At 66.4% G+C, this 19,596-nt stretch carries 16 protein-coding genes; 12 read left to right on the top strand and 4 right to left on the bottom strand.

Going from position 1 to position 19,596, the window contains the following annotated elements; genetic code table 11:
- Positions 1–49 precede the first annotated feature (49 nt).
- Positions 50–2,095: a PhoX family phosphatase gene (locus CC207_RS09160; protein ID WP_088851972.1), complete on the bottom strand. Its 2,046-nt coding sequence runs from the start codon at positions 2,093–2,095 to the stop codon at positions 50–52.
- A gap of 218 nt (positions 2,096–2,313) precedes the next feature.
- On the opposite strand from CC207_RS09160, the gene CC207_RS09155 reads away from it, so the two are divergent.
- Genes CC207_RS09155 through CC207_RS09100 form a run of 12 tightly spaced genes read left to right on the top strand, consistent with a single transcriptional unit; the run spans position 2,314 to position 12,937 of the window.
- Positions 2,314–3,957, top strand: a complete 1,644-nt coding sequence (locus tag CC207_RS09155; protein WP_088851991.1) for a lipoprotein UxpA — start codon at positions 2,314–2,316, stop codon at positions 3,955–3,957.
- Positions 3,954–4,373, top strand: coding sequence for a pilus assembly protein PilZ (locus CC207_RS09150; RefSeq protein WP_036986278.1), 420 nt, complete (start codon positions 3,954–3,956; stop codon positions 4,371–4,373). Before CC207_RS09155 ends, CC207_RS09150 begins: the two co-directional genes overlap by 4 nt.
- A 3-nt stretch (positions 4,374–4,376) precedes the next feature.
- Positions 4,377–6,329 (top strand): type II secretion system secretin GspD, encoded by a 1,953-nt coding sequence (gene gspD / locus CC207_RS09145; RefSeq protein WP_036986285.1) that lies wholly within the window; start codon positions 4,377–4,379, stop codon positions 6,327–6,329.
- On the top strand, positions 6,329–7,777 hold the full coding sequence (locus CC207_RS09140; RefSeq protein ID WP_088851971.1) for a GspE/PulE family protein: 1,449 nt from the start codon (positions 6,329–6,331) through the stop codon (positions 7,775–7,777). Before gspD ends, CC207_RS09140 begins: the two co-directional genes overlap by 1 nt.
- Positions 7,778–7,779: 2 nt before the next feature.
- Positions 7,780–8,976, top strand: a complete 1,197-nt coding sequence (gene gspF / locus CC207_RS09135) for a type II secretion system inner membrane protein GspF (RefSeq protein ID WP_088851970.1) — start codon at positions 7,780–7,782, stop codon at positions 8,974–8,976.
- Between the two features lie 14 nt (positions 8,977–8,990).
- Positions 8,991–9,425, top strand: a complete 435-nt coding sequence (gene gspG / locus CC207_RS09130) for a type II secretion system major pseudopilin GspG (protein ID WP_028691608.1) — start codon at positions 8,991–8,993, stop codon at positions 9,423–9,425.
- Between the two features lies 1 nt (position 9,426).
- The gene (gene gspH, locus CC207_RS09125; RefSeq protein WP_088851969.1) at positions 9,427–9,888 is read left to right on the top strand and encodes a type II secretion system minor pseudopilin GspH; all 462 of its coding nucleotides are present in this window, start codon (positions 9,427–9,429) and stop codon (positions 9,886–9,888) included.
- Positions 9,885–10,253: a type II secretion system protein gene (locus CC207_RS09120; RefSeq protein ID WP_088851968.1), complete on the top strand. Its 369-nt coding sequence runs from the start codon at positions 9,885–9,887 to the stop codon at positions 10,251–10,253. Before gspH ends, CC207_RS09120 begins: the two co-directional genes overlap by 4 nt.
- Entirely contained in the window at positions 10,250–10,840 is a 591-nt protein-coding gene (locus CC207_RS09115) for a prepilin-type N-terminal cleavage/methylation domain-containing protein (RefSeq protein ID WP_069016790.1), read from the top strand. The genes CC207_RS09120 and CC207_RS09115 overlap by 4 nt, the downstream gene beginning before the upstream one ends.
- Positions 10,837–11,898 carry a GspL/Epsl periplasmic domain-containing protein gene (locus CC207_RS09110; protein WP_088851967.1) on the top strand — a complete coding sequence of 354 codons (1,062 nt, stop codon included), beginning with the start codon at positions 10,837–10,839 and terminating at the stop codon, positions 11,896–11,898. The genes CC207_RS09115 and CC207_RS09110 overlap by 4 nt, the downstream gene beginning before the upstream one ends.
- Complete coding sequence (gene gspM / locus CC207_RS09105) at positions 11,895–12,281, top strand: type II secretion system protein GspM (protein WP_062360486.1); 387 nt, start codon at positions 11,895–11,897, stop codon at positions 12,279–12,281. The genes CC207_RS09110 and gspM overlap by 4 nt, the downstream gene beginning before the upstream one ends.
- Complete coding sequence (locus CC207_RS09100) at positions 12,278–12,937, top strand: general secretion pathway protein GspN (RefSeq protein WP_069016788.1); 660 nt, start codon at positions 12,278–12,280, stop codon at positions 12,935–12,937. The genes gspM and CC207_RS09100 overlap by 4 nt, the downstream gene beginning before the upstream one ends.
- A 1-nt stretch (position 12,938) precedes the next feature.
- Here the strand turns inward: CC207_RS09100 and CC207_RS09095 are convergent, their stop codons facing one another.
- The 3 genes from CC207_RS09095 to CC207_RS09085 all read right to left on the bottom strand — a co-directional run bounded on the left by CC207_RS09095 (position 12,939) and on the right by CC207_RS09085 (position 19,576).
- Positions 12,939–14,645: a ShlB/FhaC/HecB family hemolysin secretion/activation protein gene (locus tag CC207_RS09095; protein ID WP_083242048.1), complete on the bottom strand. Its 1,707-nt coding sequence runs from the start codon at positions 14,643–14,645 to the stop codon at positions 12,939–12,941.
- Positions 14,646–14,744: 99 nt separating this feature from the next.
- Positions 14,745–18,866, bottom strand: coding sequence for a hemagglutinin repeat-containing protein (locus CC207_RS09090; protein ID WP_158216139.1), 4,122 nt, complete (start codon positions 18,864–18,866; stop codon positions 14,745–14,747).
- A gap of 146 nt (positions 18,867–19,012) precedes the next feature.
- Positions 19,013–19,576, bottom strand: coding sequence for a murein L,D-transpeptidase family protein (locus CC207_RS09085; protein ID WP_028691600.1), 564 nt, complete (start codon positions 19,574–19,576; stop codon positions 19,013–19,015).
- Positions 19,577–19,596: the final 20 nt, after the last annotated feature.

Below are 19,596 nucleotides of genomic sequence, written 5' to 3'. Positions count from 1 at the left end.
GCGGTGCGCCGATGCGACTTGCCCCGCGATTGGGTCGAAAGGCGATCGATCAGAGGGTACCGATCTCCCCACCATCATTACGCTGGATCACCACCGTCGAAGCCCTTGGCCGCACCGAGGTGCCGGTTGGCGTGACATCGGTGGCCTTGTCGGTGGTCGGCCAGTTGTCCGGGTGCTGGATGTTGACGAACATCGTCTTGTTGTCCGGGGTGAAGGTGATGCCCGTCACCTCGCAACCGTTCGGCCCGACGAAGAAGCGGCGCAGGGCCGCCTGGTTGGTGGCGTTGACCGGGATCTGCTTGCCGTTGGCGTCCACCAGGTCGGTGGGGATCACCGCCAGCAGCTGGTCGTTGGTGTAGCTGGTCAGGGTGGCCTCGCCGTTGTCGGTCTCGAACCACAGCACGCCGCGGCTATCGAAGCTCATGCCGTCGGGGCTGGCGAACTGGTTCAGTTCGGTCAGGCCGGAGCGGTTGATGTCCGGGGCGCCGGCGGCATTGGCGCCGAACACGAAGATGTCCCAGGTGAAGGTCTTGTGATCGTCGCTGTCGTGCCAGCGGATGATGTGGCCGTGGCGGTTCGGGCCGCGCGGGTTGGCCGCGTCGACCTTGGCGGCGGTGCGCGCGCTGTTGTTGGTCAGGGTCAGGTAGACGTCGCCGTTGAGCGGGTTGACGGCGGTCCACTCCGGACGGTCCATGGGCGTGGCGCCCACGGCGTCGGCAGCGCCACGGGTGTTGAGGATGATGCCCGGCAAATCGGTGAACAACGCGCCGAGGGTGCTGCCACCGGTGGTCGGGGTGGCGACGTCGAGCAGCAGCCAGGCGCCGGTGCCGTTGGCGTCGAAGCGGGCCACGTAGAGCTTGCCCTTGTCCAGGTACTTGGCGCCGGTGGCCAGACGGTCGGCCGGGTTGGCATCGGCCGGGTCCCACAGGGCGTCGGAGACGAACTTGTACAGGTACTCGTTGTTGGAGTCGTCGCCGGTGTACCAGACCAGCGGCTTGCCGGCCACCGGCAGGCCCGGGCAGCAGCCTTCGTGGCGGAAGCGGCCCAGGGCGGTGCGTTTTACCGCCAGGGGGTTGCTGGTGTACGGGTCGATCTCGACGATGTAGCCGTAGGTGCTGGCTTCGTTGCGGAAGTCATCGGTGGCGCTGGCGCCGGTGGGGGTGATGTCGAAGCGGGCGAACTCGCCGGCCACTTCACTGGCGTCACCGGCCGCGGTTTCCCACTTGTACTGGCCGCTGCTGCTGGAGACGCCGATGCGCACCTGGTTGGCCGGGCGGGTGCCCTTGTTGACGAAGATGCCGGGCCAGTTCTCCTCGCAGGTCAGGTAGGTGCCCCACGGGGTATAGCCGTTGCCGCAGTTGTTGTTGGTGCCGCGGCACTGGGTGCCGGTGGGGGAGAACTTGGTCTTGACGTGATCGGTGCCGCGCATCGGGCCTGCGATGTCCATCAGCGAGACGGTGGTGAAGCGGCGGTTGAGCGGGTCGTTATCGACCACCTGCCAGCGCCCGGCAACCTTGCTGATGCGCACCACGCCCGCGCCGTGGGCGTTGATCTCCTTGCGCACCTCCTCGACCGGGCGCTTGCCGGCGACGGTGGTGGGGCCGGCCGGGTGCAGGGCGGCGGTGTCGATGTACTCGAAGTTGATCGCCAGCAGGCCATCGCTGGAGCTGCCGTTGATGGGGAAGAAGTGCATGCCGTCGTGGTGCATGCCCATGGCGTTGGCCTGGTCGGTGGAAGTGTTGCTGCCATCGGCCTTCCAGGGGTTGGCGGTGGCGTTCAGCGGTGTGCCCCAGGGCGCCAGCACATAGGCGCTGTAGCCGGCGGCGACCACGCAGGCATCGGTGCGCGAGCCTGGAATGGAATTGAAGCCCAGCTTGAGTTTCGGTTTCTCCGGCTGGGGCGCCGGATCGTCGTTGTCGGAGCCGCCGCCACTGTCGAAGCAACCGGTCAGGCCGGTGCCGGCGATCATGGCGATGGCGGCGCCGAGGCTGCCGCGCACCACGGCGCGACGGCTCAGGTAGGTGTCCATGACACTGGCCATCGGCAGGTTGCCGCTCAGGTTCCGGTCCAGGTTATCGCCGGTATCTCGACTCATCAGGGTGTCCTTTTTTGGCTGAGTTGAAGGAGACCGCGACTCTAGACGGCAAGTATGTCGATTGATTGGCAGAAATGTTAAAGGGCGTTTAAAACGCGCTGCTATTACTAAAGGCCTAGTCCAGGCTGTTTTGGAATTAACAGCGGATTTCTGCCATCAAACTGTCACGCCAACGCCGCAATATCCGGGGCCCAACGTGAACAGGGATGGCGGAGTCGATGGCAAGCAGTATGGGCAGGCGCGAGGTGATCGGGTGGCTGGGCGTCGGTGCGCTGGCGCCGCTGCTCGGTGCCTGTTCCACGCTGCCGGGGCCGCGTGGCGGCAGCGACCGGGCGCTGGACCTGCTGTATGTGGCCGATACCCTCGATGCCCGTCAGTCGGGCCAGGCCGTGGTGCCGGCCACGCGCCTGGGACCGGTCAGCCATCTGGGTCGTGCACCCTGGATGAGCGGGCCCAACGCCAGTGCCGGGCAACCGGAGCTGGCGCCATTGCTCGATGCCCGCCTGGTCGGACAAGCCCGTACGGGTGGTTACGCGGTGCTGGCAGCGTTGCTCGAACAATTGCGCGCCGAAGCTGGCAGTGAGCACTGCCTGACCTTGGAGAACGGCCAGTGCTGGAACGGCAGTGGCCTGGCCTACCTCACCCAGGGCGAAAGCGGCGTGCAGGGCAGCCAGTTGCTGGGCAGCGAGGCGCGGGTCAGCAGCGATGAGCGGGTGCTGTGGCCACAGCGCAGCGCCGGGCTCTATCGCCAGTCTTCTTCTATCACCCTCGGCGCCGGACTGGCCGACACCCAGGCCAAGGCGCTGGGCATTGAAGGCGTCAAGGTGTTCCAGCGCGCAGGTGTGCGCATTGCGGTTGTGGGGGTTACCGACCCTTACGCCCAGGACCAGAAAGCCTCCCTGAAACAGTGGTACCAGTCCCTTCAACCGAGCTTCCAGCAGGCCCGGCGCGAGGCCGACCTGGTGGTGGCGCTGGCGGATGTCGGTACCGGCCCCGGTCTGTGGCTGGCCGAGCGGGTGCCGGAAGTGGATGTGCTGCTGTGCGCCCGTGGCCAGGACCTGTGGCCCGCGCCGGTAATGGCGAGCCAGGCCAGTGGCCGGCGGGTGCCGGTATTGTTCGCGGGCTGCCGGGCCAGTGGCGCGTTTCGCCTGCGTTGCCGCCATAACGGTGGCCAGTGGCAGTTCGAGACGCGTTTTTTTCCGGCCTTCGAGCACAGCCTCGGACCGCAAGCCCAGGCCCGAGCCAGCCAGCTACGCGGCGAACTGCAACGCCAGCGCAGCGGCCACGCCGCCTGGCTCGACCAGCCCCTGGCCCGCGCCCCCGAGGCGTTGTGGCGCCGCGATACCCGTGGCGGCAGCTGGGACCGTCTGCTGCACCAGGCATTAGCCGACGATTCGAGCATGCCGGTGCTGCTGCCCGGTCTGCGTTACGACTTCCCGCTGCGGGCGGGTGAGCCGATCACCCGTGAACACCTGATCAGCCTCACCGGTGGCTACCCCGCGCCAGTGGTCGAAGCCCCGGCGCGCCAGGTCGAACAGGTGTTGGAGAACGCCGCTGAGCAACTGTTCGGCGACCCGTTGCTGCTGGACAACAGCCAGGACCTGCCGCGCTGGCAGAGCCAGGACTGGGAGGTGAGCTACAGCCCCAACGGCAAGCGCATCATCGGCCTGCAGCCGGTGGAGGGCCTGTGCCGCACCTTCGGCCTGCACTTCGACGCCCAGGCCGGCGTACCGCTGTGGCAGACCCTGGAAGCCTGGCTGACCCAGCAGACGCCGGGCTGGGCGTTGGCAACCCTGCAATTGCCGGCGGTGCGCTACGTCCAGGGCCATCCGGGCTGGCACCCGCACCAGGTGGCGGCGTGACCTCGCGCCTGGTCACCTTCGCCTTGCTGACCCTGGCCGGCTGGCTGGCGGCGCAATGTGTGCTGCTGCTCAGCCGCCAGCCGCTGCCGGCCACTGCGCCCGTTCAGACGGACGTCGCGCTGCCGGGCCTGTTGGTGGAGCACTGGCAGGCTCCCGTCGATGACGGAAGTATCCCCATCACCCGCCTGCCCCTGGCCTACCTGGGCGGGCTCAAGGCCCAGCCGCTGTCGGCCAGCGTGGTGGTGCTGCGCCACGGCCAGCAGGTGCGCACCCTTGGCCGTGGCCAGCGCCTGGCGCCGGGCATCGTGCTGCAGGACATCGACGCCGATGGCCTGATCTTCGACAACAACGGGCGGCGCGAGCGCCTGCCCTGGCCGCCACGCCCCGCCGTGACCGGCTTCAAGCGCCAAGGATGAATGATGATCGCAAGGTACTGTCTGGCCGGGCTGCTGATGCTCGGCATGTCCCTGGCCCGGGCCGAAGAACCGGAAGTGTTCGCCGACGACGGCACGCCGCTGTACGAGGTCAATTTCGTCGACACCGAGCTGAGTGAGTTCATCGACAGCGTGTCGCGCATCACCGGCACCACCTTCATCGTCGACCCGCGGGTGCAGGGCAAGGTCACCGTGCGCACGGTCGATCGGCATGACGCCGACGCCATCTACGATATCTTCCTGGCCCAGCTGCGGGCTCAGGGCTTCGCCGCCGTGGACCTGCCCAATGGCAGCGTGAAGATCGTGCCTGACCAGGCCGCGCGCCTGGAGCCGGTGCCGGTGGAAAGCGCCGGCAAGAAATCCGAGGGCAGCGATGGCGTGGCCACCCGCGTGTTCAATGTGCGCAACGCCGCCAGCGAGCAGATGCTCGGCATCCTCAAGCCACTGATCGACCCACGGGTCGGCGTGATCACCCCGTACCCGGCCGCCAACCTGCTGGTGGTCACCGACTGGCGCAGCAACCTGGAGCGTATCGACAGCCTGCTGCGCCAGCTCGACCAGGTCAGCGACGAGCCGTTGCAGGTCATCCCGCTCAAGCACGCCAGCGCCGCCGACACCGCGGGCCTGGTGACCCGCCTGCTGGCCCGCGAGCAGGGCAGCGATGCCGCCCAGGTGGTCGCCGACCCGCGCAGCAATGCCTTGCTGGTACGCGGCAGCGCCGACAGCCGCGAGCGTGTGCGGGCCTTGCTGGCCCAGCTCGACCGGCCCGGCGACAACCTGCGCAGCAGCAATACCCAGGTCATGTACCTGCGCCACGCCAACGCCGCCGAGGTGGTCAAGGTGCTGCGCGGCCTGAGCCAGGCCGGCGCGGTGCCAGCCGCCGAAGGCGAGGGCAAGGACGCAGCGCCGGTGCCGGCGACCAGCGATTCGGGGATCCGCCTGGAGTACGAGGAGGGCACCAACGCCGTGGTGATGGTCGGCCCGGACAGCGAGCTGGCTGCCTTCCGCAGCATCGTCGAGCAGTTGGACATCCGTCGGGCGCAGGTGGTGGTCGAGGCGATCATCGCCGAGGTGTCCGACAGCAGCGCCCAGGAACTCGGCGTGCAGTGGCTGTTCGCCGACGAGAAGTTCGGCGCCGGCATCGTCAACTTCGGCGGCAACGGGGTGAACATCGCCAGCATCGCCGGTGCCGCCAGCAGCGGCGACAACGAAAAACTCGGCAAGCTGCTGTCGGCCACCACCGGCGCCACCGCCGGCATCGGCCATATCGGCGGCGGTTTCAACTTCGCCATGCTGGTCAACGCGCTCAAGGGCAAGAGCGGCTTCAACCTGCTGTCCACGCCGACCCTGCTGACCCTGGACAACGCCGAAGCGTCGATCCTGGTCGGCCAGGAGGTGCCGTTCGTCACCGGCTCCGTCACCCAGAACAATGCCAACCCCTACCAGACCATCGAGCGCAAGGAAGTGGGGGTGAAGCTGCGCATCAAGCCGCAGGTCAATGTCGACAACAGCGTGCGCCTGGACATCGTCCAGGAGGTGTCGTCGATCGCCGACTCCAGCGCCGCCAGCGATGTGATCACCAACAAGCGCGAGATCAAGACCAAGGTGATGGTCGAGGACAACGGCCTGGTGATCCTCGGCGGGCTGATCAGCGACGAGCTTGCCACCAGCAACCAGCGCGTGCCGCTGCTCGGCGACATTCCCTACCTGGGCCGGCTGTTCCGCTCCGACGCCAGCAAGAACACCAAGCAGAACCTGATGGTGTTCATCCGCCCGCGCATCCTGCGTGACGGCGAGAGCCTGGCCGGCCTGAGCCAGCAGAAGTACCAGAGCCTGCAACAGAACACGCCGCTCAAGCTGCCGTCCCTGGCCGAGGGCCTGCCGTTGCTGCAGGTGTTCCCCTCCAGCCGGGCGCGCCTCGAAGGCGGTGACTGGTGATGCTGCCTTATCGCCTGGCGCGCCAGAGCGGCGTGGCCATGGCACCGACCGAAGGCGGCTGGCAGTTGTGGTTGCGCAGCAATGCCGACAGCGACCAGTTGCAGGAGCTGTTGCGCGTGCATGGTCTGCCGGTCAGCCTGGAGCGCCTTGACGGCGCGCAGTTCGACGAGCGCCTCGGCCAGCTCTACCAGGCCGGCGAGGCGGCGAACGAGGCCTTGATCGAAGGCATCGGCGAGCAGGTCGACCTGGACAGCTTGATGAGCGAGATGCCGCGCATCGAGGACTTGCTGGAAAGCGACGACGAAGCCCCGGTGATCCGCCTGATCAACGGCCTGTTTGGCCAGGCCTTGCGCCTGCGTGCCTCGGATATCCATATCGAGACCTTCGAGCAGAGCCTGGTGGTGCGCCTGCGCGTCGACGGCCACCTGCGCGAGGTGCTGCGCCCGCCGCGGGCGCTGTCGGCGATGCTGGTGTCGCGGATCAAGGTCATGGCCCGGCTTGATATCGCCGAGAAGCGCCAGCCCCAGGACGGCCGCATCACCCTGCGCGCCGCCGGGCGCGAGGTGGATGTGCGGGTCTCGACCCTGCCCGGCATCCATGGCGAGCGGGTGGTGATGCGGGTGCTCGACAAGCAGGCCAGCCTGCTGGCGCTGGACAACCTGGGCATGCCCGCCGCCGTGCTGCGCGGCCTGCGCGGCTGCCTGGCGCGGCCCAACGGCATCGTGCTGTCCACCGGCCCCACCGGCTCGGGCAAGACCACCACGCTGTACGCCAGCCTCAACAGCCTGAACGACGGCAGCCGCAACATTCTCACCGTCGAGGATCCGGTCGAGTACGCCATCGCCGGCATCGGCCAGACCGCCATCAACCCCCGCGCCGGGCTGACCTTTGCCAGTGGCCTGCGCGCAATCCTGCGCCAGGACCCGGACGTGATCATGCTCGGCGAGATCCGCGACCAGGAAACCGCGCAGATCGCCGTACAGGCCAGCCTCACCGGGCACCTGGTGCTGTCGACCCTGCACACCAACAGCGCCCTCGGCGCGGTGACCCGCCTGCGTGACATGGGCATCGAGCCGTTTCTGATCGCCTCGTGCCTGCGCGGCGTGCTGGCCCAGCGCCTGGTGCGGCGGCTGTGCAGCTGCGCGGTGGCTCGGCCATTGCAAAGCGCCGAGCGCGAGCTGTGGCCGGAACTGGGCAGCCTGCGCGAGAGCTATCACCCGGTCGGCTGTGAGCATTGCCAGGACAGCGGCTATGTCGGCCGGTTGGGGCTGTACGAATTCATCGAGCTGGATGCCGGGCTGGTCGCGATGCTCTACGACGGCGAAAGCGAGCTGGCCATGCAGGCCTACCTGGATGGCCGCCGGCAGAGCCTGGTGGCCATGGCTAGCGATTGCCTGGCCCGTGGCGAGACCAGCCTGGCCGAAGTGCTGCGCGTGGTGCAGGGCTGAGCATGCCGACCTATCGCTATCAGGCCGTGGACATGAACGGTAAGGCGCACAAGGCCAGCGTGCAGGCCGACAGCGAGCGGCATGCGCGCCAGTTGCTGCGCGAGCAGGGCCTGTTCGCCCGGCAGTTGCAGCGCAACGATAGCGCGCAGCCCCGTCGCCAGCGCCTGACCCGCGCCCAGCTGTGCGAGCTGACCCGCCAGTTGGCGACCCTGATCGGTGCCGGCATCCCACTGGTCGATGCCCTTGCGACGCTGGAGCGGCAACTGCGCCAACCAGCCCTGCATGCGGTGCTGGTGACCCTGCGTGGTTCACTCGCTGAAGGCCTGGGGCTGGCCCGTAGCCTGGCACGCCAAGGGGCACCGTTCACCGGGCTGTACTGCGCGCTGGTCGAGGCCGGCGAGCGCTCCGGGCGCCTGGGCCAGGTGCTGGCGCGCCTGGCTGATCACCTGGAGCAGGTGCAGCGCCAGCGCCACAAGGCCCGTACCGCGCTGATCTACCCGGCGGTGCTGATGGGCGTGTCGCTGGCGGTGGTGATTGGCTTGATGACCTTCGTGGTGCCCAAGCTCACCGAGCAGTTCGCCCATTCCGGGCAGAACCTGCCGCTGATTACCTCGCTGCTGATCGGCATCAGCCAGGGGCTGGTCCAGGCCGGGCCGTACTTGCTGGCGCTGGCGATCGGGCTGGCAGTGGCCGGTGGCTGGCTGCTGCGCAAGCCGCACTGGCGCCTGCGTCGCGACGACCTGCTGCTGCGCCTGCCGCGTGTCGGGGCGCTGCTGCAGGTGCTGGAGAGCGCGCGCCTGGCGCGCAGCCTGGCGATTCTCTGCGGCAGTGGCGTGGCCCTGCTCGAAGCCCTGCAGGTGGCCACCGAGACGGTCGGCAACCTGCGTATCCATGCCGCCATGGCGCAGGTACGCCAGCAGGTGCAGGGCGGCACCAGCCTGCACCGGGCGCTGGACGGCGCCGGCCAGTTTCCGCCGCTGCTGGTGAACATGGTCGGCAGCGGCGAGGCCAGCGGCACCCTGGCCGACATGCTCGAACGCGTGGCCGATGACCAGGAGCGCGGCTTCGCCCGCCAGGTGGACACCGCCATGGCGCTGTTCGAACCGCTGATGATCCTGGTGATGGGCGCGGTGGTGCTGTTCATCGTGCTGGCGGTGCTGCTGCCAATCATGCAGCTCAACCAGGGATTGCAACTGTGACAAGGAGACTTCTCATGCAACAACGACGCAACCGCCAGGGTGGCTTCACGCTGATGGAGATCATGGTGGTGATCTTCATCATCGGCCTGTTGATCGCCGTGGTCGCGCCCAGCGTGCTGGGCAACCAGGACAAGGCCATGAAGCAGAAGGTCATGGCCGACCTTGCGACCCTGGAGCAGGCGCTGGACATGTACCGCCTGGACAACCTGCGCTTCCCCAGCAACGAACAGGGCCTGGCGGCGCTGGCGAAGAAACCGACCCAGGAACCGCTGCCGCGCAGTTGGCGCAGCGATGGCTATATCCGTCGACTGCCAGAGGATCCGTGGGGTACGCCGTACCAGTACCGCATGCCCGGCGAGCATGGCCGGGTCGATGTCTATTCGCTGGGCGCCGATGGTGTGCCGGGCGGCGAAGGGCTCGATGCCGATCTGGGCAACTGGGCGCTCTGAAATGTCTGCCCGCTCCCACGCTACCCCGATCCACCAGTGTGGCTTCAGCCTGCTCGAGCTGCTGGTGGTGCTGGCCATCGCCGCGCTGATGACCAGCCTGGCGGTGGCCTGGCTCGACAGCGGCAGGAGCAGCGTCGACCAGGCCCTCGACCGCCTGGCCGCCGCCACCGTGGCCCAGGCCGACCTGGCGCGCCATGCCGGGCAACTGCGGGGGATACGCTGGAACGGTCAGCGGCCTGAGTTCGTGCGCCGTCAAGGTGATCAATGGCAGGTGGAAGCCGTTGCATTGGGCGATTGGCCCAAGGGCCTGCGCCCGGACTGGCCAGCCAGCCAGACGCCCGTGCTGCTGTTCACCCCCGATGGCTGGGCCCGCCCGGGCACTGTGCGCTGGCGCTGGGCCGAGGGCGGCCGGCGTTGGGACTGGGACCGCAGCGGCCAGTTGCGCGTGAGCGTGATGCCATGAAACGCGGGCAACGGGGCTTCACCTTGCTCGAAGTGAGCGTGGCCCTGGGCATCGCCGCGGTCCTGGCGGTGATCACCAGCCAGGTCCTGCGCCAGCGCCTGGCCGTGCAGGATACCATACAGCAGCATCGCCTGGGCCTGCTGTGCGCCCGCGAGCTGCAGGCGCGTTTCGCGGTCGAGCAGTACTGGCCGGCGGCCAACCAGGACAGCGGCGTGCTGGTCGAGGGCGGGCAGGCCTGCCATTGGCAACTGCAGTTGCGTCGTACCGGGGTGCGCGACCTGCGTCGTGGCGAACTGTTGCTGCATGCCGACCGCGACCAGCGCCTGCCGCTGGGGCAGTACACCGTGTTCCTGGAGCGGCCATGAAGCGGCGCCAGGCGGGCATGACCCTGATCGAACTGCTGGTGGCCCTGGCCCTCACTGCCTTGCTCGGGGTGTTGCTGTCGGCGCTGGTCAACGGTTGGCTGAAGGTGCGCGAGCGGCTTGACGAACAGGTGCGCGAAACCGGCGTGCTGGATTTCTGCCTGGCCCTGGAGCGGCGTTTCGATAGCCCGGTGCTGCGCCGCCTGTATGAACAGCGCCTGCCGCTGGCGCCGCGCTGGCTCGACTGGCAACCCGACCGCCAGCAACTGCTGTGGGTGGCCGCCGCTGCCTGGCCCCAGGCCGAGGGCGGCTCGCGCCTGCAACGCCAGCGTTTGCGTTTCGAGCCTCGCGAACAGCGCCTGCTGCTGGAAACCTCGGCCGAACTCTACGCCGCCGCAGCCCCGCAATGGGTGATGCGCGAGCGGTTGGAGCGGGTCAGCGCGATGAACATCCTCTACCACCAGTCCGGCCGCTGGCTGGCCTGGCCTTCCGAACAACCGGCGCACCCCGGACGGGGTGTGCGCGTGGAGCTAGTGCGTGATGGAGCACCGTCTACCTGCACCTTCGTTCTGCCCTGGGGGCGCTCATGAAGCTTGAATGGCGCCGCCGGGCGCCGGCACAACCCTGGCTGTTGCTGCGTCCTGGCGAGGTCTGGGAGTGGCTGCTGGTGATCCAGGGCCGTCCGGTACGCGAGGGACTGGGGGAGCCACCGCCAGGGCTCGAGGCGCGCGTCGCCCTGATCGTTCCCGGCGAGCAGTGCAGCCACTTCCAGCTGGCCGCGCCGCCCGGGCTCAAGCGCGAAGAGTGGCCGTTGCTGGTCGAGGACCGCTTGCTGCAAGGCGCCGATGATGTGCTGTGTGCCTGTATCGGGCGTCACGCGGGGCAGGTGCAATTGCTGGTGGTGGCGCGGGCGAGGCTGGATGAATGGCGTGCGCAGTGCTCCGCCTGGGCGCTGCCGGTTGAGCGTTGCTGGGCTGAGTTCCAGCTGCTGCCCGACAGCGTGGGCGCGTCGGGTTGGCATTGGCGGCGAGGGACGGTGAGCCTGTACAAGGCACAGGCACGTTGGTTGGCCTGGCCACAAATGCTCGGTTTGCCGCCAACGTTGGATTGGCTGGCCGACGACGCTGACTGCATCGAGGGCCCATGGCCAGAAGTGCTGGCGCCGCTCGATGGCCTGTCGGGGGTGTTCGAGGCGCGACAGGCCCGCTCACGCCCGCGCTTGCAGGGCGGGCAATCGCGCCTGGCCGTCGCCTGCCTGGCGCTAGCCCTGGCGTGGGGCGGACTCTGGTGTGCGCAACAGTGGCGACAGGCCCAGGTCTATCGCGCCCAGGTGCTGGCGGTGACCGGTCCCCAGGCGACACCACGCCAGGCGGCGCTGGCGCTCAAGCGCCCGCGGGACGACGCCGGTGAAAGCCAGGTGCGCCTGCGTCTGCTCGACGCGGTGCAGGCGCAGGTCCATGCCTGGTTGAACGATCACCCTGGCTGGCAGGTGCGGGCGGTGCGGTACGACGGCCAGCGCTGGCACCTGGAGCTGGAAGGCGAGGGCACAGGCGCGCCCTGGCAGGACATGGCCACGGCGATTGGCGTGCACGTCCAGGTGGAAGACGAGGCACGCCGCGTGGTGTTCGACTTGGGGAGCGCAGCATGAACCGTGAATGGTTGCAGCAGCATCGGCTATCGCTGGCCTGGGGAGTCGTCGCGCTGTTGGTTGCGCTGCTGGCGCTGCGCGAGGGCATCGCCTATTGGCGTGAGCAGGCGCAGTGGCGGGCGCTGGCCGAATCGTTGACGGCGCAAGCGCAGCAACCCGCATTGACCCTGGAAGGGCTGCACCAGTCGGCCCAGGCGCGACACATCGAGCTCGCCGAGGTGCAGCCCGAGGACGAAGGCTGGCTGGCGCGTGGCAAGGTGGCCGATGCCCAGGCGCTGCAAGGCTGGTTGCAGGCCCTGCGCGATGATGGCGCGCGGCCTTTGCAGTGGGGATTGGAGCGGGACACCGAGGGGCTGCGCTTTACCGTGCGGCTGCGGCCATGAAGCGGCGGGCTGGCCTGTGGATGGCCCTGGTGTTCTGCCTGACGCTGTTGGTGGAGCTGCCAGCGCGTTGGTTGGTCGCCGGGTTCGGGCTACCGGCCGAGGGCGTGAGCGGCAGCCTGTGGCAAGGGCAGGCCGAGCGGCTGGGTGCGGCAGGACCGGTGCAATGGACGTGGCGAGCATGGCAGCGCGATCTGCAGGTTCGGTTGGTTTTTCAAGGTCAGGGTTGGCAAGGGCGCCTGAGCGGCTGGCCGTGGCGTTGGCAGGCCGGGCTGCAGGCAGTGGGCGCGCAGCCCAGCGCGGCCCTGGGATACCGCCTGACCGGGCAGTGGCAAGGGGGTATCAGCCTGCAAGGCTCGGGGCAGCGTTGCCTGGCCGCCGAAGGGCGGATCACGGTGGTCGACCTGGCTTTGAGCGCCCCGTGGTCCCTGGGATTGGGGGAGGGGACGCTGGAAATGGACTGTCGCCAGGGCTGGCGGCTGGTCGCGGGGCTGGTTCGCCAAGGCCAACACCAGCTCGGCCTGGAGGCCGACCTGGTGGCACGGCGGGCGCAGCTCGATTTCGCAATGTCGGCCGATGCCGGCCTGACCCCGGTGCTGCGCGGCCTGCAATGGCTGGGGCCGGTAGACACTATTGGACAGCGTGGGCTGAGCTGGTAGCTCAAATGCTCAGGGACCACTGGGCTACCCAGAAACCGTGTTCCAACGCCTTGCGCCGTCGATCGCTGGCATGCAGGGCGCGCTGGTAGTCCAGGCGCAGGCTGCTGCGTGGGACGCTCAGCTCAATACCCACCGAGGCACCGGTCAGGCGCTGGGAGGGACTCTCGCGCATATAGCGGGCCCAGCCATGGTCAAGGCCTATCGATGGGCGTGCTTGCACAGGCCAGGTCCAACCCGAGGGCAGCGGCTGACTAAGGGTGTTGCGCCAGACGGCGGCACTGGCGCCGGTCACGTTGTGCTGACGAAAACCGCGCACGGCCGAGTGATCGCTGAGCTGCTGCTGTTCGATCGCGGGCAGGACATCGGTGCTGAATTGCAGGGCCAGTTCACTCTGCCAACGCCATGGGTGCTCGGCAGGGCCTTGGCGCAGGTGCAGGAGGTTGGCGCGGTACTTTGTGAAGTCCGGACGGGGCGCACGCTTGTTGTGGTGGGGCTGGTCGGCGCCGAACCAGTCCACGCCCTTGCTCACGCCCAGGTACAGGTTCCATAGCCCGCTCTCCAGCCACAGCAGATTGAGGCCGGCATCGACGGTACTCAGGGTCGGGCTCTGCAGCGCCAGTACCACCGGGCCAAAGCGGTTGGTCAATGCCTTGCGGTCCACGCGGGTGCTGGCGCTGAGCATGCCTTGGCGATTGCGCCAGAGCACACGCTCCGCGCCAAGGCCGAAAAACTCGTTCTCGCCATTGCTGCTGTAGCGGGTCCGGGGCACCGGGGCACTGTAGCGCATCTGGCTGGCGTTGAGGCTGAAGGTCCAGGGACCGTGAGGCAGGCTGTAATGGAGGCTCAAGCCTTCGGTTTGTCCTGGTGCTTCGAAAACGGTCCGGTTGAACGACAGGCGCAGGTCGTCGTTCAAACCCAGCGGGCTGTCCAGGCCCAGGCCCAGGTTCAGGCGATGGCGGCCGGTCGTTTCACCGCCACGGTTGTCGATGCTGGCGTCCAGGTGCACGCGTGAGCAGACCTGCCGAGGTTCGATCACGACGCGGGTCCCCCCTTGCAACTCCCCAGGCAGCAGGGCCATTTCCAGGTCGTAGGCGCGCAGACGATTAAGTTGGTCGAGGCCTTGCTCAAGATCCGGCAAATGCAGGGGGCGGCCGAGTGTGCCTGGAAACGCGTTGCCCAGTGACAGGGGCAGGCCCTGGTCAGTGATTTCGATCGATTCTATGAAGCCCTCGACAATCACGATATCCAGTGGGGCGCCATGTTCAGGGGGGCGTGCAACGTAGGGGCGGCTGGTGGGATAGCCGGCCTGCACGTACTGCTGGGTGATTGCCTTGAGCAATCGGTCGATTTCTGCTGCGCCCATGCATGAGGACGACAAGGCGCGTACGGTGGGTTCAAGGTGCTGGGACCGAAGTGTTCGGTTGCCCGCCAGTCGCACGCCACTCACTGCCCAGCAGCGTTGACCCTGTTCGGTGGACGGTGTTTCGCTTCGGTGTGCTCTGTCGATGGGCCGTGAATGTTCCCAGCGTTCGAGTCGTCGGTCCTGTTCCAGTTTTCGCAGTGACTGCTGTTGGTCGCGTAGGTCCTGGCCGGCCGGATCGATCCAGCGTGGAGCCGCTACTACCGCCGATGGGCAGGCCAGGAAGATACTGGCGAGCAGAATGCTCGCGGCTCGGTATGAGACGCGGCTGAAAGTGCGGGTGTTCATGGGTCTGGGTCCGATACCGGTCCTCGCCAGCTCGGCGATTCAGGGTTGGATGGGGAGGTGCAGCGGCCTGTGGGCCGCTGCTTGCCAGGTGTTCGCGCCTCAGCGCTTGCGGCCCTGCTCAATTTGCGAGACGTACTCGGTGGTGGTGTCGTGGCCACTGCTTTCGTACGGCTTGTTGTTGCTGTTGCCTTCACCCTTGCCATGGAACAGGCTGGTTAAGAAACCGACCGCACTCTTTGTCAGGCCCCCTGGCGTCAGGTCTACGTTGACCTTGGTATCCTCCTGATAGTCGCGGCCGCTGAGGTTCTGTCGGGTAATGCTGCTCCCGACGTCGACCTTGCCATCGCTGGCCTGTACTTTGGCGCCGACAAGATGGGTTGTGCCCCCGACGCCCAGGTCGATGCCCTGTGTGCCGGAGAGGGTGGTCTGTTGTGTGACGGTATCGTCAAGCTTCCTGGAGAGGCCTCCCTTGATTGCCGGCGTGACCTTGTCGGTGACCGTGCTCCAGAGCGCACTGACGATTTCGCCGATGTCGCCTTTGTCGAAGGCGTCCGCCAGTGATGGCTTGGCATCACCGGAAGCGTCTGCGGCGTCTTTCTGGTTCATTTTGATATCGGCATTGAGAGCCTTGGCGTCAGTCTGGTTCTTGCGACTTGCCACCAGCAGATCGCCACCGATTTCGCCTGCGACATGATGGGCTTCGACCTGGGCACCTTCGATACGGGTATCGCCTTTACTCTGTAACTCGACTGTGTCGGCGCGCAGACGGCTGTCGCTCCAGGTCGTGTTGTTGCGCGTGTCCAGTTCAAGCTGGACCAGGGCGTTCGCGCCTCCCAGTCCTATTGCTGAAAGCTTGGCTCCGGCGCCGAGGGTGATATCGAGGTTGTCGTGTTGTTCGGTGTTGCCTGCGGCTTCGATCAACACGCCACCATTGCGAGCCTCGAGGCCGATCTTCCGAGCACTGGCCTGCAACCCTTGCACATTGAGGGCAGCATCATTGCTGGCCAGGCTTGTGAGCTGCACCGCCCCGTTACTGTCGAACGTCGCGCCGACGGCGGTACGCTTTTCCTGGCTGGTCCGGGCAAAGGTGCCTTCAGCGCCCAGACCGCCACCCACAGCGCTCCCCGAGCCATCCAGTTTGCCACCCCAGGTACCGCCCACCTTGGTTTCGGTATCGCTGGCTGCGGCCACGGTCAGCAGCCCCTCACTGTGCAGCGTGATATCGCCGGTGGCCACGGTGCCGCTACCGATGCGCGTTCCCTCCAGACGCAGGTCGCCATGGCTGGAGAGCCCAACCTCATGCTTGCTGTCGATTTGCGCGACTCGCGCCTTGCTGTTCTGAGCCTCGTGCGTGTGGTGTTTGAGAGTACCCTGCGCCCCGCCATTGGCTCCGATCAGGTTGACACCCGCCTTCAGCGCCAGGCCTGCGTCCAGTGTCGTGGTTTTCTCCACGGTGCGGTCATGAACAGCCGCCAGTGTCAGGTCACCTTGGCTATCCAGGCGCACCGCACCCTCGCCGCCGTCGATGCGGGTACCCTCGTAGTGTCCGTTACCCGTGAGCGCCACCTGAACCCCATGCTTGCCCTGCAGACTGCCAACGCGGGCGAGCGTGGTTTCTCCCAGGCTCGCCTCGGAGCCCCCATGCCCTTCAAGCGTGCCGTTGACATCCGTCAAGGTCTTGCTGTCCACGCGCAGGTTACCGCCTGCGTTGACGCGGCTTGTTTCACGGGTAGTGCGATCACTGGCGGCCAGCATCTGGTGTTCGCCCGCCACGATCCGCAGATCACCCGCCTTGGCGTTGTAGTCGGTGCCCTCGTCCTTGATGCTGTCATAGGCCTGAACGATGACTCGACCTGCTTCGAATGTGCTGACCTGCGCCGTGCTGGTGGTGTCCCTCTGCTTGAGCGACTGGTGCTCCAGGGCCAGCTTTGCCTCCAGGTTTGGCTTCTGCGAATCGTTGAGCGTCGATTCGGCTTTCTGGCCTGTAGCCAACTGGCGCAAATGGTTGAAGGCGTACTTGGCGCGATCTGTGACGTATGCATAGTCGGTACTGACACCCAGGCCTCCATCCCACTTGCTCAGGAGGGTCTCGCGTACCGTGGTGTCGGCTGCCGCCTGGTTGTCGATCGTGTCAGCATTTATTTCCAGCGATCCTTGCGCCTGCACCTGGGCGGCAGAGGTAACCAGCTTTGCGGCATCGATCTTCATGTCACCGCTTGATTTCAGCGTGCTGCGTTGAACGGTGGACTGACTTTGGAGCTCGACGGTCGGACCCTGGTAGCCGTCGATGCTCACGCCGACACGCTCGGTCCCGATGGTGGCGCTCAGCGCCGCGCCGCGGGTGGTGTCGAGGGTGTGTCTGCTCTCGTTATCGTAGGCCGCTGCAAGTTCGATGTCGTTGGCGTTGGCGGTGAGACTGCCGGCATTCGCTTGAACCTCGGAGCCCTTGAGCGTCAGCTTGCGAGCACTGGCCAAGGAAACGGTGCCGGCACTGACCGAACTCGCCACCTGGCGAGTCAAGGCTGTATTTTCATCCTTGTGCAAATGCTCGTAACCGATTTTCGCGGAGTACTGGCCTGAATCCGTTGCCGTTTCCCTGGCGCTGGCAACGAAGTCGCGAACACCAGTGATGCGATGACCCTGGTCGTTTTCCTCGGCGCTTTCAATGGTCAAGTCGCCCTTGCTGTCCAGCTGGAGGTGGTGCTTGGCATTGAGGTGTGAGCCACTGACCTGCATGTCGCTGCCGGCATGCGCAACGAGTTTGTTGCCCTTGAGCGTGCTGGCTTTGACCTGCTCTGTGTGCGACGTGCCGTCAGTGTCTGTGCGGTCAAGGTAAATGGTGTGGCTGTGCTGTTCCTTGGTATCGCGGCTTTCCAGGCCGGCGCCGATCGTCATCTTGTTGCCACTGCGCAGGTTCAGGGTGCTTCCTGCTTCAAGCTGTGCGGCGCTCAGCGTCAGGTCATTACCTGCCAGCAGGTCCAGATCGTCCTGCGCCACAAGGCGACTGCTCACAATCTTGCGATCGGTGGTCTCGGTAAGGCCCTTGCGGCTTTCGGTGGTGACGAACCAACTCTTCTTCACCCAGTCGACAGGGTCCTTCTGCAAGGTTTCGCGGGTAATGGTATCGAGCGTCAGGTTCTTCCCAGCGTTGAGCTCGACTTGCCGGCCCTTGCCATTGGCCGCAGTGAACTGCAAATCGTGCGCAGCGCTCAGCGCCAGCTTGCCGTTGCTGCTGGTGAGGTTGGTCTGGAGTAGTTCGTCGCCTTGCACCACCAGGTTACCGGCTGACTGGATGCTCAGGTCACCACGTTCCGCGTGCAGGTTCATCCCACCGATCTGCACACCCGCGCCCTCGGCAGTGCTCACGATGCGAATCTGACCGGCGCGCATCGAGCCGAGCAGGCTGGCGTCAATGGATCCGGATACGCCTGGCAGATGCTGCAGCACTGCGCGGTTTTCGGCATCGACAGTATTACGTCCGACGGTGAGGTTCAGGTCGTCCTTGGCCAACAGCAAGCCTTTGGCATCGATACGTGGCGCGATAAGCGCCAAGGCGCCTTCGCCATTGCTCAGCCCACGCCCCAGCACATTGAGGGCGCCGCGGGCATCACGGCTGTCGAGATGTTTGACCTGCCCATCCTGGACGTGCGCATTACCTACCACGAAGCCCGCGCGGGTCGTATTGATGAAGCTGCCACCGTTGACCGTGATGCCGTTGGGATTGGCAAGCAGGTAATCGGCTTTCTGCCCGAAGATTTCCTGCGCGCCTTCGATTTTCGAGGCGTTCTGGCTGATGACCTCGTTGAGGATGGTCGAGGCGGCCTGGCCTTGGAACTGCGGGTTGGCGCCGAGCTGGCCGGCCAGTTGCGATTGCCCGGCCTGCAGGGCGTTGTTCAACACCAGACCTTGCCTGCCGACGTTGTAGTCGAGGAACTGATTGTGCGACAGGCCGCTGGCATTGGGTGCGACGATGTCGATCACCGGAACGCCGTGGCCATTGTCGATGATCGGGGTACCGCCAGGGCCCGGCGCCGGGGTCAGGGCGCCTTGCGCTTGGACCTGGGTGGTGCCCAGCAGGGCGAGAAAGACAGCCCAGCGTAAAGTGTCGGGACTGGTTTTGTGAGCAGGATTTTGCATGAGAACCTCGCAAGTGATGTACGAAATCGAGTAATCATTTGCGGGAATTTTAAGAAGACTGTTGATGGCGTTTATGTGGCTCAATGCCATCACTTTGTGGGAAGGAATGCTCTTTGTCGCGTAGGAAAAGTGAGCAGATATCTACAGAAACGGAGTTTGACGGCGAAAGAGAAAGGCCTGCCCTGCGTGAGCAGGACAGGCCTTCGTCGTAATCGGATGTGTCGAGAGGATCAGGGCCGGATTTCGATCAGCGTGCCGTCCTTGACCATGCTCCACACCTCGCGCATGTCGTCATTGCGCATGGCGATGCAGCCCTCGGTCCAGTCGAGGGTGTGGAAGTACCACTCGGGGTACTCCTCGTTGATCGGCGTGCCGTGGATCATGATCATGCTGCCGGCGGGCACGCCTTCGCTGCGGGCCTTGGCGGCGTCGGTGATGTTCGGGTAGGAGATGTGCATGGCCAGGTTGTAGCGGTCGCTGACCTTGCGCCAGTCAAGCCAGTACAGCCCTTCGGGGGTCTTCTTGTCGCCCTCGCGCTGCTTGGCGCCCTTGGGCTGCTTGCCCAGGGAGATGCGGTAGGTCTTGAGCGGCTCGCCGCGGCTGATCAACTGCAGGCGGCGTTCGGACTTGATCACCAGCACCTTGTCGATCAGCCGTTCCTGCTGGGCGCCGCCAGTGGCGGGCTGGGCCGGCGACTGCACGGCCGACGGTGTCTTGCGGATGATGGTCTCGGTGAAGGCGGCTTGCGACACCGAGGCGACACTGAGGCAGAAGAGGGCAAGCAGCCAGCGCATGAAACCGTATCCCTGAAGAC

Origin of the sequence: Pseudomonas sp. DrBHI1 (genome assembly GCF_002205115.1) — a bacterium.
Taxonomy (GTDB): domain Bacteria; phylum Pseudomonadota; class Gammaproteobacteria; order Pseudomonadales; family Pseudomonadaceae; genus Aquipseudomonas; species Aquipseudomonas mosselii.
The sequence above is the reverse complement of the archived record's forward strand: the minus strand, read 5'-3'. Positions and strand labels throughout refer to the sequence as shown.

Coding starts and splice junctions, on each gene's coding strand:
- gspF (WP_088851970.1), top strand. CDS start 7,780: ATGCCGACCTATCGCTATCAGGCCGTGGACATGAACGGTAAGGCGCAC.
- CC207_RS09100 (WP_069016788.1), top strand. CDS start 12,278: ATGAAGCGGCGGGCTGGCCTGTGGATGGCCCTGGTGTTCTGCCTGACG.
- CC207_RS09160 (WP_088851972.1), bottom strand. CDS start 2,095: ATGAGTCGAGATACCGGCGATAACCTGGACCGGAACCTGAGCGGCAAC.
- gspG (WP_028691608.1), top strand. CDS start 8,991: ATGCAACAACGACGCAACCGCCAGGGTGGCTTCACGCTGATGGAGATC.
- CC207_RS09120 (WP_088851968.1), top strand. CDS start 9,885: ATGAAACGCGGGCAACGGGGCTTCACCTTGCTCGAAGTGAGCGTGGCC.
- gspM (WP_062360486.1), top strand. CDS start 11,895: ATGAACCGTGAATGGTTGCAGCAGCATCGGCTATCGCTGGCCTGGGGA.
- gspH (WP_088851969.1), top strand. CDS start 9,427: ATGTCTGCCCGCTCCCACGCTACCCCGATCCACCAGTGTGGCTTCAGC.
- CC207_RS09155 (WP_088851991.1), top strand. CDS start 2,314: ATGGCAAGCAGTATGGGCAGGCGCGAGGTGATCGGGTGGCTGGGCGTC.
- CC207_RS09085 (WP_028691600.1), bottom strand. CDS start 19,576: ATGCGCTGGCTGCTTGCCCTCTTCTGCCTCAGTGTCGCCTCGGTGTCG.
- CC207_RS09140 (WP_088851971.1), top strand. CDS start 6,329: ATGCTGCCTTATCGCCTGGCGCGCCAGAGCGGCGTGGCCATGGCACCG.
- CC207_RS09115 (WP_069016790.1), top strand. CDS start 10,250: ATGAAGCGGCGCCAGGCGGGCATGACCCTGATCGAACTGCTGGTGGCC.
- gspD (WP_036986285.1), top strand. CDS start 4,377: ATGATCGCAAGGTACTGTCTGGCCGGGCTGCTGATGCTCGGCATGTCC.
- CC207_RS09095 (WP_083242048.1), bottom strand. CDS start 14,645: ATGAACACCCGCACTTTCAGCCGCGTCTCATACCGAGCCGCGAGCATT.
- CC207_RS09110 (WP_088851967.1), top strand. CDS start 10,837: ATGAAGCTTGAATGGCGCCGCCGGGCGCCGGCACAACCCTGGCTGTTG.